Source organism: Vreelandella venusta, from assembly GCF_015689495.1.
GTDB lineage: Bacteria > Pseudomonadota > Gammaproteobacteria > Pseudomonadales > Halomonadaceae > Vreelandella > Vreelandella venusta.
This window is the reverse complement of sequence record NZ_CP065135.1, coordinates 379,026-394,708: the sequence shown is the minus strand read 5'-3', so window position 1 is coordinate 394,708 and position 15,683 is coordinate 379,026. Positions and strand designations below refer to the sequence as shown.

13 protein-coding genes and 2 tRNA genes are annotated in these 15,683 nt (G+C 53.9%); 4 read left to right on the top strand and 11 right to left on the bottom strand.

The window, feature by feature from the left end; translation table 11 throughout:
* Nucleotides 1-96: 96 nt before the first annotated feature.
* The 4 genes from panB to IR195_RS01950 all read left to right on the top strand — a co-directional run bounded on the left by panB (nucleotide 97) and on the right by IR195_RS01950 (nucleotide 3,580).
* A complete protein-coding gene (gene panB, locus IR195_RS01965) occupies nucleotides 97-888 on the top strand; it encodes a 3-methyl-2-oxobutanoate hydroxymethyltransferase (protein ID WP_206048630.1) in 792 nt (263 codons plus the stop codon).
* A gap of 29 nt (nucleotides 889-917) precedes the next feature.
* Nucleotides 918-1,787: a pantoate--beta-alanine ligase gene (gene panC / locus IR195_RS01960; RefSeq protein WP_206048629.1), complete on the top strand. Its 870-nt coding sequence runs from the start codon at nucleotides 918-920 to the stop codon at nucleotides 1,785-1,787.
* A 25-nt stretch (nucleotides 1,788-1,812) separates the two neighbouring features.
* Entirely contained in the window at nucleotides 1,813-2,193 is a 381-nt protein-coding gene (gene panD / locus IR195_RS01955; protein WP_125745169.1) for an aspartate 1-decarboxylase, read from the top strand.
* Nucleotides 2,194-2,401: 208 nt separating this feature from the next.
* Nucleotides 2,402-3,580, top strand: coding sequence for an acetyl-CoA C-acetyltransferase (locus tag IR195_RS01950; protein ID WP_206048628.1), 1,179 nt, complete (start codon nucleotides 2,402-2,404; stop codon nucleotides 3,578-3,580).
* Between the two features lie 70 nt (nucleotides 3,581-3,650).
* Here the strand turns inward: IR195_RS01950 and IR195_RS01945 are convergent.
* The 11 genes from IR195_RS01945 to IR195_RS01895 all read right to left on the bottom strand — a co-directional run bounded on the left by IR195_RS01945 (nucleotide 3,651) and on the right by IR195_RS01895 (nucleotide 15,655).
* Nucleotides 3,651-5,011 (bottom strand): IS3 family transposase gene (locus IR195_RS01945; RefSeq protein ID WP_206047697.1). Its coding sequence is split into 2 segments (ribosomal slippage): nucleotides 3,651-4,555 and nucleotides 4,555-5,011, totalling 1,362 coding nucleotides; the frame shifts between segments, so codons are not numbered across the junction.
* Nucleotides 5,012-5,117: 106 nt separating this feature from the next.
* Nucleotides 5,118-6,287: an MFS transporter gene (locus IR195_RS01940; protein ID WP_146942894.1), complete on the bottom strand. Its 1,170-nt coding sequence runs from the start codon at nucleotides 6,285-6,287 to the stop codon at nucleotides 5,118-5,120.
* An 83-nt stretch (nucleotides 6,288-6,370) separates the two neighbouring features.
* Nucleotides 6,371-8,533: a polyribonucleotide nucleotidyltransferase gene (pnp, locus tag IR195_RS01935; protein WP_125745163.1), complete on the bottom strand. Its 2,163-nt coding sequence runs from the start codon at nucleotides 8,531-8,533 to the stop codon at nucleotides 6,371-6,373.
* A gap of 138 nt (nucleotides 8,534-8,671) precedes the next feature.
* Nucleotides 8,672-8,941 (bottom strand): 30S ribosomal protein S15, encoded by a 270-nt coding sequence (rpsO, locus tag IR195_RS01930; RefSeq protein WP_009723734.1) that lies wholly within the window; start codon nucleotides 8,939-8,941, stop codon nucleotides 8,672-8,674.
* A gap of 119 nt (nucleotides 8,942-9,060) precedes the next feature.
* A complete protein-coding gene (gene truB, locus IR195_RS01925; RefSeq protein ID WP_206048627.1) occupies nucleotides 9,061-9,981 on the bottom strand; it encodes a tRNA pseudouridine(55) synthase TruB in 921 nt (306 codons plus the stop codon).
* Nucleotides 9,981-10,397, bottom strand: coding sequence for a 30S ribosome-binding factor RbfA (gene rbfA, locus IR195_RS01920; RefSeq protein WP_125745159.1), 417 nt, complete (start codon nucleotides 10,395-10,397; stop codon nucleotides 9,981-9,983). Before rbfA ends, truB begins: the two co-directional genes overlap by 1 nt.
* A 17-nt stretch (nucleotides 10,398-10,414) precedes the next feature.
* Entirely contained in the window at nucleotides 10,415-12,958 is a 2,544-nt protein-coding gene (infB, locus tag IR195_RS01915) for a translation initiation factor IF-2 (RefSeq protein ID WP_125745157.1), read from the bottom strand.
* A gap of 26 nt (nucleotides 12,959-12,984) precedes the next feature.
* Entirely contained in the window at nucleotides 12,985-14,499 is a 1,515-nt protein-coding gene (gene nusA, locus IR195_RS01910; protein WP_125745155.1) for a transcription termination factor NusA, read from the bottom strand.
* Nucleotides 14,500-14,569: 70 nt separating this feature from the next.
* The gene (gene rimP / locus IR195_RS01905) at nucleotides 14,570-15,031 is read right to left on the bottom strand and encodes a ribosome maturation factor RimP (RefSeq protein WP_030074116.1); all 462 of its coding nucleotides are present in this window, start codon (nucleotides 15,029-15,031) and stop codon (nucleotides 14,570-14,572) included.
* A 295-nt stretch (nucleotides 15,032-15,326) separates the two neighbouring features.
* Nucleotides 15,327-15,403: transfer RNA gene (locus tag IR195_RS01900), tRNA-Met, on the bottom strand.
* Nucleotides 15,404-15,568: 165 nt separating this feature from the next.
* Nucleotides 15,569-15,655, bottom strand: a tRNA-Leu gene (locus IR195_RS01895).
* Nucleotides 15,656-15,683: the final 28 nt, after the last annotated feature.

Below are 15,683 nucleotides of genomic sequence, written 5' to 3'. Positions count from 1 at the left end.
GCCAGTTACGCCACTTCACGCTTGCAAGGATGCAACGTTAATAATGGTCGGCTGCCCACGTTGCATCGGCCCACTTAGAAACTACGAGAGCACGCCATGAAAACCGTCACCCTGAGCACTCTGCAGGCGTATAAGCGCGCCGGCGAAACGTTCAGTTGCCTGACCGCTTACGATGCCTCTTTTGCCCATGCTGCCAGCGCTGCAGGCGTTGATGTTCTGCTAGTCGGCGACTCCCTAGGCATGGTCTTACAAGGGCACACTAGTACGCTTCCCGTGACTATTGAAGATATTTGCTACCACACACGCTGCACAGCCCGTGGCAAAGGCCATAGCCTGTTGATGGTGGACTTACCGTTTATGAGCAACGCCACCACGGAACGCATGTTAGAGGATGCCGCCGCATTGATGCGTGCTGGCGCCGAACTGGTAAAAGTCGAAGGCGAAGCATGGATGGCCGACGGTATCCGTGAGATGACCCGCCGTGGCGTCCCGGTATGCGCTCACCTCGGGTTAACACCGCAAACGGTCTACCAGTTAGGTGGTTATAAAGTGCAAGGCCGCGGAGCCGCCCAGGCCGAACAAATTATCCATGATGCCAAAGTGCTCGTTGAGGCAGGTGCTTCCGTGATCTTGCTGGAGTGTGTGCCAGCAAGCCTGGGTAAAGCGGTCACTGAAGCCTTAGACGTCCCAGTGATTGGCATCGGCGCAGGCCCTGATACCGATGGCCAAATTTTAGTCATGCACGACGTATTAGGCGTCACTCATGGCCGCACACCGCGCTTCGTCAAAAACTTCATGGCTGACGCGGAAAGCATTCAAAGCGCATTTGCAAACTACCATGAAGCGGTTAAAACCCGTACTTTCCCAGCCGCTGAGCACTGTTTTTAAGCGCCACCTGGAACGACGACGACCCCTTTATGCGCACTTTACGAGATATCAACGAATTACGCAGCACGCTCCGTGAATACCGTCAGCGCGGCCAACGCATTGCCTTAGTGCCTACGATGGGAAATCTGCATCAAGGCCACTTGGCGCTTGTGGCCAACGCTCGCCAGCACGCTGACGTCGTTATTTCAAGCCTGTTCGTGAACCCCATGCAGTTCGGCCCCGGTGAAGACCTGGACGCCTACCCACGCACGTTCGAGGCCGACCAAGCGAAGCTGACCGATGCTGGCTGCGATATTCTCTTCGCCCCCACCGTCAGTGCGCTTTATCCCAATGGCCTGACGGCCCAGACCCTCGTGCATGTCCCCATCGTAGGCGAAGGATTGTGCGGAGGCTCGCGCCCTGGGCACTTTGATGGCGTTTCGACCGTGGTCAGCATGCTATTTAATCTGGTGCAGCCGGATGTAGCTTGCTTCGGTGAAAAGGATTATCAGCAACTTGCGGTCATTCGTAAGCTGGTGCGTGATCTTCACATGCCTATCGAGATTATCGGCGTGCCGATTGTGCGCGCCGATGATGGCCTAGCGCTCTCCTCTCGGAATGGTTATTTAAGTGAGCTTGAGCGCGCAACAGCCCCTATGCTATATCGCACTCTATGCGAGCTACGCGATGCATTAGAGCGCGGCACCTCCATCGAAGAGGTACTACAACAGGGTAAAACAGCACTGTATGATGCTGGCTTTACGCCTGACTACCTTGAGCTACGTGACGCAAAGCTTGCTCCTGTGAGCAGCTCGACACGCAGTGCCGTGCTACTAGCAGCCGCTAAGCTAGGGCCCGCTCGGCTTATTGACAACATCAGCGTGCAGCTCCCAGACGCTGCCACTGACACTAGCTCGTAGCTAGTTTCGCTATTTAGGAGTTTCTATGCACACGATTATGCTTAAAGCCAAGCTGCATATGGCTCGCGTTACCCACGCGGTACTCAATTATGAAGGTTCCTGCGCTATCGACGGGGAATTGCTGGATATGGCCGGTATTCGTGAAAACGAGCAAATCCAGATCTATAACGTGGAAAACGGCGAGCGTTTCACCACCTACGCGATTCGTGGAGAAGAAGGCTCTCGGCTAATTTCTATCAATGGTGCAGCCGCGCATTTAGCCTCACCGGGACACCGGATCATTATTTGTAGTTACGCGCACTACTCCGAAGCAGAGCTTGAAAGCCATCAGCCTGCGCTTGTCTATCTGCAAGAAGGCAATCACGTTAGCCACACCAGCAATGCGATTCCTGTCCAATTAGCGTAAGCCAAGCAAGTGAGTAATCAGCTATTTAACGGGCCGTTTTACGGCCCGTTTTTATTTGCCTAAAAAAGCGTATTGCCGCAATGCACAACCTTCCCCTATGCTGATAGGTAAGTTCGACACAACATGCTAACAACAATGGAGAGTCCGCTTCCCCTGAAGTCGCTGTCCTCACTCAGAACGTTGCGTTACTTACCCAAGGAGTCATCATATGCAAGACGTGGTTATTGTCGCCGCTCGCCGCACCGCCGTAGGAAGCTTTGGTGGATCACTCGCTGGCATTCCTGCTAGCGATTTAGGTGCATTGGTTATTAAAGACATCCTCGCCTCTACCGGCGTTGCCCCAGAGCAAATTGATGAAGTGTTGCTAGGCCAAGTGCTGACAGCCGGTGTAGGCCAAAACCCTGCGCGCCAGGCAGCTATCAAAGCTGGTCTGCCTGATGCTGTTCCAGCCATGACGATCAACAAGGTATGCGGCTCAGGCCTCAAGGCCTTGCACCTGGCGACCCAAGCCATCCGTTGCGGTGACGCCAGCGTTGTTCTGGCCGGTGGACAGGAAAACATGTCGGCATCCCCCCACATCCTGCCTAACTCGCGTAACGGCCAGCGCATGGGCGACTGGAAAGCGATTGATTCCATGGTTCACGATGGCCTGTGGGATGCATTCAACAACTATCACATGGGTATTACTGCAGAAAACCTGGCAGAAAAATACAGTATCACTCGCGAAGCGATGGATGAATTCGCGGCAGCCTCTCAGCAAAAAGCCGCACAAGCCATCAAAGATGGCAAGTTCAAAGGCCAGATCGTGCCCGTGGAAATTCCACAGCGTAAAGGCGATCCAGTGGTATTTGATACAGATGAAAACCCACGAGAAGTTACCGCTGAGAAGCTAGCGGGTATGCGTCCTGCGTTCAAGAAAGACGGCACCGTTACCGCCGGTAACGCCTCATCCTTAAACGATGGCGCCGCCGTGGTGATGCTTTGCTCAGCAGAAAAAGCCAAAGAACTTGGCTTAGAGCCACTGGCGCGTATTGCCGCTTACTCTAACGCTGGCGTTGACCCTGCCATTATGGGCATTGGCCCAGCCCCGGCCACCCGCCGCTGCCTCGAAAAAGCGGGCTGGAGCCTGGACGACCTTGACCTTGTAGAAGCTAACGAAGCATTCGCTGCTCAAGCACTTTCAGTCAACAAAGAGCTGGGCTGGGATGTCAGCAAAGTGAACGTTAATGGCGGTGCGATTGCCCTAGGCCATCCGATCGGCGCTTCTGGCTGTCGTATTTTGGTTAGCTTGCTGCATGAAATGATTGCGCGTGATGCGAAGAAAGGCTTAGCCACGCTGTGTATCGGCGGCGGCCAAGGCGTTGCACTGGCGATTGAGCGCCCTTAACTACTCTTCAATACGCTTAAACGCCATGCCCCCGCTAAATGAACTGACCCCCAATAGTTGGACGGTTCATTTAGCCGGCGCCCAAGGCCTGAGTCCTGTACTGCACAGGGCTCAGGCCTTTTAGTTTTAGCTTGATCCGGTGATGGTTGTAATAGTAGATGTAGTCAGCAATACCGCGCTGCAACTGCTCAACGGTATCGAACCGATTCAGGTGAAAATACTCAGCCTTCAGAGTGCCGAAGAAGCTCTCCATCGCCGCATTATCCAAGCAGTTACCCTTGCGCGACATGCTACGAAGTACCCGCTGCTCCACCACCAAGTGGCGATAGCTAGGATGTCGATAATGCCAACCTTGATCCGAATGGAGCAGCGGCCGATCCCCTGGCATCAGCCTGTCAAAGGCTTTCTTCAACATCCCCTTCACTAGATCGAATACCGGGCGTCGCCCTGTCTGGAAGGCAATGATCTCTCCGTTATACAGGTCCATGACCGGTGACAGGTAGAGCTTCTGGTCATTGACCTTGAACTCGGTAATGTCCGTCACCCATCGCTGATGGGGGTGCTGAGCCTGGAACCGGCGCCGCAAGGTGTTAGGAGCCGCGTGGCCCTCCGCTCCCCGGTAGGCACGATAGCGCTTGGGGCGAACCAGGGACTTCAAGCCCAGCTGTCCCATCAGCCGCTGAACGGTCTTGTGGTTGATCGTCTCTCCTGCCTGCCGCAGAACAGCGGTGATACGCCGGTAGCCATAGCGCCCTTGGTGGCGGTCGTAGATCGCCTGGATATGCTCCTTCAGAGAGGCATACCGATCGACAGTGCCCAAGGCCTGTATCTGGTAGTAAAACGTGCTGCGAGGCAGCTCAGCGGCACGCAGCAGCAGAGCCAGCGAATGTTCATGCCTCAACCCTTGGACGCTCCGGGCTTTTTGCCCCGCGTCGCTTCCTCTTTTTCCCGGATCAAGGCATCGAGCTTTTTTAAGTAGGCATTCTCGGCGCGCAAGTAAGCCAACTCTTCGAGCAGGTCCTCTTGGGAGCGCTCACCATCAGGCGGGATTGGTGTGGAGGATGGCTTCTTAGTCATCGGGCGGCGTCCTTTGGGTTTTGGCTCTAGTGCAGTCAGACCACTACTATGGTACTGACGCGCCCATCTGCCAATAGCGCCCATCTCGCGGATATTGAAGAAGGCCTGCGCCTGACGCTGTGACAAGCCATCTCGCCACATCGTCTCAAGCACCTTCCGCTTAAAAGCCGCGCTGTAGTGCTTATACTGCTTGCGCAGACCTGCTACGCCGTGCTGACGGTATCTCTCGCGCCACGTCCGTACCAGAGAATGATCCAGGCCATGCTGGCGAGCCACCTCCCTCAAGCTGGTGTTATCGTGCAGACACTGCTGCACCACCCGCAGCTTGAAGTCCTCATTGTATCGACTGCTCATAAAAACACCCCGACGGTTGGGTTGGGTGTCCAACTTTCGGGGTGCAGTTCAAAAAGCGGGGGCATTTTTTTAATGGCTTATTCTTCATGGTTTATGTTGCAACGTCCTAGCGGCGTTTCTCTCCCACAATACTTGAAGGTGTTCGCCATACTAACAACGCCCCCAGCAAGAATAGTCCCGATGCCGCCCACATCGCAATCGGCAGGCTAGTGGCATCGACGATACGTCCGCCAAACATAGCCCCTAAGCCAATCGACATATTAAAGGTAAATGCCATCAGCGCGGTGGCTGCCTCGGTATTAGGCGCAGTACGTATAATCCAGGTTTGAATACTCACTGACACGCTGCCAAAAACAGCCCCCCATACCATTAGCAGCAGTACGCCGCTGATAGGCTGAACCCCAAGCAGCGGGAAAATAGCCACTACTAACAGTAACAGGCTAGGAATGGCCAGCACCGCTCGATAAGGGTGACGCCCAGCAAAGATACCTGCCGCGATATTACCCATAATCCCGGCCGCCCCATATAGCAACAGCAAGCTGCCAACATGGCGCTGAGCCACGCCACTAATCTCCTGAAGAATGGGGCTAATGAAGGTATAAGCAGCAAAGTGTCCAATAACGACAAAGCCAGTAGTTAACACCGCGACACGCACACCACGACTGCTAAACTGCTGCACTAACATACGTAATCGCACCGGCTCTCTTGGCGGCAGTGGCGGTAGCCAACACCATAGTGCAACGGCGGTTAATAGACTCAGTCCGCCTAGCGCGCCAAATGCCACCCGCCAGTTGCTCAAGTCGCCAAGCAGCGTGCCCAACGGCACCCCCAATACCGACGCAGCAGCCACACCACTGAAAATAATCGTCATGGCCTTGGCAACCTGATCGCTGGGCACCAGCCTTGGAGCAATACTGCCCGCAATGGCCCAAAACCCGCCGATACTAATGCCCACCAACACCCGGGCTGCCAGTAGTAAGCCAAAGTTGCTGGCCACTGCTGAAAGCGCGCTGCCAATCACCATCACAATCATCATCACCGTGAGCATGATACGTCGATCTAGACGGCCTACCGCTACTGGCAACAGCGGCGCAGAGAAAGCGGCAACCACTCCCGGCACAGTCACCATAAGCCCCGCCAAGCCTGGCGTGACCCCCATTGACGACGCCACCTGGGATAATAACCCTATAGGCAGCTGCTCTGCTGTCACCAATAAAAAAATGCCGATCATCACGGCCACTACCGCCCGCCAACGCGGCGCTTGCTCCTTCTCCATGTTCTCTTTTCCTTTACTGCCTATAAAACGACACCGCCCCCGCAACTGAAAGCTGCGGGGGCGGCCGTTACGTCTACATCGCTTTAGTTAGCGACGTCCGCTTCGGCAGCGGCAAAAGCTGCTTTCTCTTCCTCAGTGATCTCTTTGATTGAGAGCTTCACACGATTGCGGTTGTCGATATCCAATACCTTCACAATCACATCATCGCCTTCATTTAAGAAGTCGCGCACGTTGTTAACGCGCTCGGCAACAATTTGTGAGATATGCACCAAGCCGTCGGTACCCGGCATGATATTAACGAAAGCACCAAAGTCAGCAATGCGAACTACTTTACCGTTATACAGCTTACCAATTTCCGCTTCTGCGGTAATTGCCAGCACGGTATCAATAGCTTTTTTGGCGGCTGCTTTATCTTCGGCGTAGATACGCACGGTGCCATCATCATCCAGATCAATAGAGGCACCGGTGTCTTCGCAAATTTTACGAATCGTTGCGCCACCTTTACCAATCACATCACGGATCTTGTCCGGATCGATTTTAATCGTCGCCATGGACGGCGCATTTTCCGATACATCCGTACGACTTTGACTGATCACGTCGTTCATCTGAGCGAGGATACTAAGGCGAGCATCATGGGCTTGCTGCAGCGCTTTCTCCATGATCTCTTCATTGATGCCCTCAATCTTAATGTCCATCTGCAGAGCAGTAACGCCCTCTTCAGAACCGGCAACTTTGAAGTCCATATCGCCCAGGTGGTCTTCGTCACCCAGGATATCAGTCAATACCGCATAGCCGTCTTCATCTTTCACTAAGCCCATGGCAATGCCTGCCACCGGGGCTTTTAATGGTACACCGGCATCCATCAGTGCGAGCGAGGAGCCACACACTGACGCCATGGAGCTAGAACCGTTAGATTCAGTGATTTCCGATACTACACGGATGGTATAGGGGAACACGTCTTCTGACGGCAGCATCGCTTGAACGCCACGGCGTGCTAAACGGCCATGACCGATTTCACGACGCTTCGGCCCGCCCATAAAACCTGCTTCGCCGACACAGTAAGGAGGGAAGTTGTAGTGCAGCATAAAGCGGTCTTTACGCTCGCCTTCCAGGGATTCGATCAGCTGTGAGTCGCGCAGGGTGCCCAGGGTCGCAACGGCAATAGCCTGGGTCTCGCCACGGGTAAACACCGCCGAACCGTGTGTCTTAGGCAGGACACCCACCTCAATCGCTAGAGGACGTACAGTGGCATTGTCGCGCCCATCAATACGCGGCTCGCCTTTTACCACACGAGAGCGTACAACGCGCTTCTCAAGGCCCGCAAACGCACCTTTCACGTCATCTTGGCTGAATTTACCTTCTACTTCTTCGCCTTCAGCAGCAGCCAACTGGGCAACCGCTTCCTCTTTCAGCGCTGACAGCGCATCTTGGCGAGCCATTTTGTCCGTAATGCGATAAGCATCACCTACCTTGGCTTCAAAAGCATCGGCCATGGCTGTTTTCAGTGCGATATTCTCTTGAGCGGGCTGCCAATCCCAACGCGGTTTGCCAGCGTCAGCGACCAGCTCTTTAATCGCGCTGACAGCTACCTGCATTTCCTGGTGACCGAACAGCACGGCACCAAGCATTTCATCTTCAAGCAGTTCCTGAGCTTCCGACTCCACCATCAATACGGCGTTTTCGGTACCGGCAACAACCATGTCTAGTTCTGAGGTAGCCAGCTCTTCGACGGTTGGGTTTAGGAAGTAGCCCTGCTCTTCATTAAAGCCCACACGTGCCGCGCCAATCGGGCCATTGAATGGCACACCGGCAATACCCAGCGCTGCTGAGGTGCCCAGCAGGGCTGCGATATCGGGGTCATGATTACGATCAGTCGATAGAACAGTACAGATAACCTGCACTTCGTTCATAAACCCTTTCGGAAATAGCGGACGAATCGGACGATCAATCAGACGAGAGGTAAGGGTTTCTTTCTCGGTAGGACGCCCTTCGCGCTTAAAGAAGCCGCCGGGGATCTTGCCCACTGCGTAGGTTTTCTCTTGATAGTGTACCGAGAGTGGGAAGAAAGACTGGCTGGGGTTCGCTTCTTTTTTGGCCACCACCGTACACAGTACGACGGTTTCATCCATGGTCACCATAACGGCGCCAGTGGCTTGGCGAGCAATACGCCCAGTTTCTAGGGTGACGGTGCTACGACCGTATTGAAACGTTTTTTTTACCGGATTCACGGCGACTTCCTTTAACATTAATATCTACTTGTCTTTTCGCTTGGGTCGTTTTGACTCGCCACCATTCTAGGCGCTGTGGCGCCATACGGCTACCAGAAACAAAAAAACGGGCAGCCCACAAGGGGGCTGCCCGTTTTTGATCGTTGCCGTTAACGCTTAACGACGCAGACCTAAACGCTGAATCAGAGACTGATAGCGTTCAAAATCTTTACGCTTCAGGTAATCCAACAGCTTACGACGCTGGTTTACCATGCGGATCAGACCACGACGAGAGTGGTGATCCTGCTTGTTGGTTTTGAAGTGGTCCTGCAGGCCATTAATGTTGGCGCTCAGCAGTGCAACCTGAACTTCAGGGGAACCGGTATCGTTATCGCCGCGGCCGTATTCGTTGACGATCTCGGCCTTCTTCTCAGCGGTTAATGCCATCTGTCTCTCCAGTAAGCAATATGCCTAAAATTGAATGGGTGAGACCACGCATATTTGCAGTCTCATGCAACTATCTTCACGTACAATTTTCGCGCAAATCGCTACGTCCTTGCAACGCTTTACGAGATAGCGACGGTACTTAACAGTCGCTTGGGAGCTACTTCCTGCGCCCCTTTTACAACGCCAAGGCCGATAAACGTCTCAGCGTAATAAAGTCTTGCCAGCGCGTCAGGCTCAAGCACACCCACGGCTAAGCTCGCCGATTGACCGTGTGCAAGACGCCCATACGCTGCTTCATCTACCGTCAGTGACGGCAAATGATCAACCAGCACATCCGCAGGCATTAGTTCGGCCTCGCGGGCGGCTTGATCTGCCAGCGCTTCAAGGTCTTCCAGTGTCCACATTGCATCGCTGGCAAAGGGCCCTGTTTTGAGCCTTCTCAGCTGGCTTATGTGGGCACCACAGCCCAACGCATGACCAATATCTTCAGCCAAGGTGCGAATATACGTGCCTTTGCTGCAGCTGACTTCCATTTCAAAGGCGGTGCCCTCAAAAGCAAGCAGCCGCGCATCATACACGCTTACTCGCCGCGCTGCACGCTCAACGTGCTTACCCTCACGAGCAAGCTCATAAAGCTTTTTGCCTTGATGCTTTAATGCCGAATACATTGGCGGCACTTGGTCAATCTCGCCGTGAAAGCGAGCTAGGGCTGACTCGACATCCTCAGCCGCTAAACAGGGAATCTCGCGCCGCTCAATGGCCGTGCCTTCAGCATCACCGGTGTCTGTAATCACGCCCAGCTCTACCCGGGTGCGGTACATCTTGTCGGCTTCTAACAGGTGCGCGGAAAACTTAGTAGCCTCCCCAAGGCAAATCGGTAACAACCCCGTTGCCATAGGGTCCAGCGTACCGGTATGACCGGCTTTTTGCGCCTCAAATAGACGACGCACACGCTGCAGCGCATGGTTGCTGGAAATGCCCTTAGGCTTATCCAGCAGCAATACGCCATTAACCGGCAATCCGCGACGGCGACGTGCCATTAGCGCGTCTCCTCACCACTGTCATTATCGCTACCCTCTTCATCATCCTGTTGACGTGCGCGGTCAGTTGAAACCGCTTCGTCGATCAGCGATGAGAGGTGCTGGCCGCGCACCACGCTTTCATCGTAATGAAAGCGCAGCTCAGGTACATGACGTAGCTTAATGCGTTTGGCAATTTGGCTTCTTAGAAAGCCTCCAGCGCGCTTGAGCACCTGTAGGTTTTCTTTGATACGCGCGGGATCTTGCTCACCCAATAAGGTGACATAGATATCGGCGTAGCCAAGATCACGGCTAACGGTAACACCACTGACCGTCACCATGCCCAAACGCGGGTCTTTCACTTCGCGCTGGATCAGTACTGCCAGCTCCTTTTGGAGCTGGTCAGCGACTCGGTCGGTACGCTTAAATTCGCGCATGATTGCTCCTCGCGGCCTTACAGGCTGCGCTCGACCTTCACTTGGTCAAAGACTTCGATCTTATCGTTGACCTGAACATCGTTGTAGTTCTTCACGCCGATGCCGCATTCCATGCCATTACGCACTTCCTGAACGTCATCTTTGAAGCGGCGCAGCGACTCGAGTTCGCCTTCGTAAATCACAACGTTGTCACGCAGTACACGGATACGCTTGCTGCGCGATACGGTGCCTTCGACAACCATACAGCCAGCCACTGCACCAATTTTTGGTGCGCGGAACACATCGCGTACTTCGGCCACACCCACGATCTCTTCTTTCCACTCGGGGGCAAGCATACCGCTCATCGCCTGCTTAACCTCATCGATCAGCTGGTAAATAACGCTGTAGTAGCGCAGATCCAGACCTTCACGTTCGATGATTTCACGAGCAGCCGCATCAGCACGGACGTTGAAACCGACGACGATAGCCTCAGAAGCAAGCGCCAAGTTGGCATCGGTACCGGTGATACCGCCAACACCCGAGGAGACCACGGCAACTTCAACTTCACCGGTGGAAAGCTCTTCCAGGGCACCTTTGATAGCTTCCAGCGAGCCTTGAACGTCGGCTTTCAGAACGATATTGACCTTGGCCACTTCGTCTTGGCCCATCTGGCTGAACATGTTCTCCAGCTTGGCCTTCTGCTGACGTGCTAGGCGCACTTCGCGGTATTTGCCTTGACGGAAGTTGGCCACTTCACGGGCTTTCTTCTCATCGGCAACGACCATGAAGTCATCACCAGCATCCGGCGTGCCATCCAACCCTTGGATTTCGACCGGCATAGCAGGACCAGCGGTGTCCACTTGCTTGCCTAGCTCATTGGTAAGCGCACGAACGCGGCCGTAATGCAGACCGGCAAGAACGATATCGCCTTTCTTCAGCGTGCCGTTTTGCACCAGAACGGTGGCTACCGGACCGCGACCTTTATCAAGGCGCGATTCAACCACAACGCCTTTACCAGGTGCGGAAGGTACAGCCGTCAATTCAAGCACTTCTGACACAAGCTGAATGGCTTCCAACAGCTCTTCGATGCCATCGCCAGTCTTCGCAGAAACGTGAACAAACTGGGTGTCACCACCCCATTCCTCTGAAATCACGCCATGCTGCGCGAGCTCATTACGGATGCGATCCAGATCGATGCCCTGCTTATCGATCTTGTTCACCGCTACCACCATGGGTACTTCAGCAGCTTTGGAGTGTTCGATCGCTTCAATCGTCTGAGGCATCACGCCATCGTCAGCAGCAACAACCAGGATAACGACGTCAGTCGCTTTGGCACCACGGGCACGCATCGCGGTAAATGCCGCGTGGCCAGGAGTATCCAGGAAGGTAACCCCGCCGTGATTGTCTTCCACGTGGTAAGCACCGATGTGCTGGGTAATACCGCCTGCTTCGCCAGTGGCGACTTTCGCGCGACGGATATAATCCAACAGCGATGTTTTACCGTGGTCAACGTGGCCCATAACAGTGACCACCGGTGAACGAGTGATCTCTTCGCCTTCATAGGAGATGCCTTCCAGCATTTCCGTTTCCAGCGCATCGTCCTTCACCAGCTTGACTTTGTGGCCCATCTCTTCCACAACGATAGCCGCTGTATCTTGGTCAATCGTTTGGTTGATGGTCACGGCCGCGCCCATGTTGAACATGGCCTTGATCACTTCATTGGCTTTGATCGACATTTTGTCGGCCAACTCAGCAACGCTGATCGACTCAGGAATCGAGACTTCACGAACGATCGGCTGAGTCGGCTTTTGGAAAGCATGCTTGCCGTTGCCACTCTGGCTGGCACCACCACGACGACCGCCGCGACGCTCGGCACGTTTTACTTTCTTACCGCCACCACCGCGCTTACGCTCTTCGCGGTCGCCACGATCCTCATCATCATTACGGCCTTTTTTCTTCGCCGCTGCCTTTTTAGGCGGTGCTGTACGACGATCCGTGCGGCCTTCTTTCGGCGGCGCAGGCGGCAAATCATCAGATGCCGGGGTATCGTCGATTTGCAGCTCAGGCACAGCGATTTCGGGTACTTCAGCTGCTTTTGCCTTGGCTTTCTCTTCCTCGGCTTTACGTGCAGCATCTTCTGCAGCTTTCGCTTTAGCCGCTGCAGCCTTTTCTTCAGCTTCACGGATATCGCGAGCTTTACGCTCGGCTTCCGCTTCCGCCATATCACCTACCAACTGACGCGGGCCAGAATGCTTAGGCTCAGGCGCTTTCGGCTTATCTTCTTCGGCGCTCTTAACGTACGTTTTTTTCTTACGCACCTGCACTTCAATCGTTTTGCCACGCTCACCCGTTTTAATACGGCTACGGGTTTTACGCGTCAACGTAATGCGGTTTTTGCTAGCATCGCTGTCACCGCCGCCATGGCTTTTTTTCAAAAAGCTGAGCAGCGTTTGCTTATCGTCTTCAGACACGGCGTCGCTTTCTGACGCATGTTTTAAACCGGCTTCTTTCATTTGTTCCAATAGGCGGGGCACATCACGGCCCACCTTTACTGCAAAATCTTTAACTGTCATATCCGACATAGTGACCCTCCTCAGCCCGTGACCTTTTACTGTGTGTTCGAATCCGATACGCCATCGTCTTCAAACCAGGGCGCACGGGCAGTCATGATCAGTGCCGCTGCGCGCGCTTCGTCCAACTCCTCGATATCGACCAGATCGTCGACAGACTGCTCGGCGAGATCTTCCATGGTGACGATGCCTCGGCTAGCCAGAATGAAGGCCAGGTGGCGCTCCATGCCGTCCATTCCCAGCAGATCATCTGCCGGTTGGGCACCGTCTAGCGCTTCTTCCGAGGCAATGGCCATCGTCAGCAGCTCGTCTTTCGCTCGTGCGCGCAGCTCTTCCACCAAATCTTCATCGAACTCTTCGATTTCGAGCATTTCTTCAAGCGGCACGTAGGCAACTTCTTCCAGGGTGGTAAACCCTTCTTCCACTAATAGGCGGGCAACGTCTTCGTCCACTTCCAGATGCTGAACAAAGGAGTCCACCAGGCTATCAATTTCCTGCTCACGTTTTGACTCAGCTTCATCTTCGGTCATCACGTTAATACGCCAGCCGGTTAGCTCAGAAGCTAAACGCACGTTCTGGCCGCTACGACCAATGGCCTGAGCCAGATTGTCTTGGGCAACGGCCACATCCATGGCGTGAGCATCTTCGTCAACCAGGATAGATGCCACATCAGCAGGTGCCATGGCATTTATCACCAGCTGCGCAGGGTTGTCGTCCCACAGCACAATATCGACACGCTCATTTTGCAGCTCTGACGACACTGCCTGTACACGAGAACCACGCATACCAACGCACGCCCCAACAGGATCAATACGGCGGTCGTTGGTTTTAACGGCAATTTTGGCCCGCGAGCCAGGGTCGCGCGCCGCACCTTTGATTTCAATCAGCTGCTCAGCAATTTCCGGCACTTCAATTTTAAACAGCTCAATGATGAACTCAGGACAGGTGCGCGACAGCTGTAGCTGCGCCCCACGTGCGTCTGGATCAACTTTTACTAGCAAGGCGCGTACCCGCTCATTCATGCGGTAGCGCTCACCGTGGATCATTTCGTTACGCGGTAAGAACGCTTCAGCGTTTTCACCCAGGTCGATAATCAATCCATCACGCGTGGTTTTCTTGACAATGCCTGCCACCAACTCGCCTTCGCGGTCAGCGTACTGACGAACCACTTCAGCGCGTTCGGCTTCACGTACCTTCTGCACGATAACCTGCTTGGCAGTTTGCGCAGCGATACGCCCAAACACGGCATTTTCAATCTTTGTCTCAACTACATCGCCTAGTTTAAGCGGCGGATCACGCTGCTCAGCGATGGTCTGTTTAATTTCATAATCAGGTGTTTCAAATTCGTCATCTTCGACAACGGTCCAGTAGCGGAACGTATCGTAGTCGCCCGTGCGGCGGTCGATATGAACGCGCACATTGGCTTCTTCCTGATCAAAACGCTTGCGTGACGCGCTAGCTAGCGCGGCCTCAACCGCCTCAAAAATAACATCGCGGGGGACGCCTTTTTCGTTAGAGATCGCGTCCACGACCATTAAAATTTCTTTACTCATGCGTTTGCCTCGCCAGAAAACCTGTCCTTTTGTGCATCATCCCGGCAGCCTGCCGGAAGCCGCCACCCGTTTATTCGTCGAATTGCGGGACGACGTGCGCAGAATCGATGCTTTCGATTGGAAAACAGTACTCTTCGCCATCCAGCTGTAGCAGAACCTCGTCGCCTTCGACACCAGCGAGAAGGCCTTGATATTTACGCCGTCCATCAAAAGCCACGCGCAACTTGAGCGCAACGTGGTGGCCTTGATAACGAATAAATTGATCCAGGGTATATAAGGGACGTGCCATACCAGGCGACGAGACTTCCAAGCGGTATTCGCCAGGAATGGGATCTTCCACATCCATAACGGCACTGACTTGGCGACTAATATCAGCGCAGTCTTCCACGCTGACGCCACTTTCGCGTTCGATATAAATCACCAGCCGCGAATGCTTGCCCTGGGAAAGATGGTCGATACCCCATAGCTCAAAACCCATGGCGGCTACGACAGGTTCGATCAGCGCGTGAAGCGCAGCGTGTTTTGTGGCCACAGACAAAGCTCCTATAGCCGTTGCATCAGGCACCTGGCCAGGAGTTGAATGAAAAGCTAGGTGGCTGATTGGCGTTACCCGGAAATGTGTCTCTGGCAATTCGGAAGACATCCGCTGTGGAGACACTCTTGGCTCTCGAAAAGCTACTAACAAAAAGCCCCTTCACAGGAAGGGGCTTTTCGAAAGAAACCTGTAATACCATCTAATAACATGACTTGGCTTTTGCCCTTACCCAACCAGCATCAAGACTAACTAACATCAAGATTTTTCAGGCAATTAACATGTTACTAGTAAATGGTAGCGGGGACCGGATTTGAACCGATGACCTTCGGGTTATGAGCCCGACGAGCTACCAGACTGCTCCACCCCGCATCAATCTAGGTCGACGATAATAGACACTTGAACCACTTTCGTCAACCTTTCTTTTCAAGTGCATTTTTCGTCTTAGGTGCCAATCCCTACTCTTTTGACAATAGCTTTCTAATCAAGCCTATTTGACAAAATAACTCTGGGAAGCTGGTAAACCAGCAAAACAGATGGTGCCGAAGGCGGGACTTGAACCCGCACGACCATACGGTCACTACCCCCTCAAGATAGCGTGTCTACCAATTCCACCACTTCGGCAACAGGGGAGGCTAAAAAAAGCAGTATC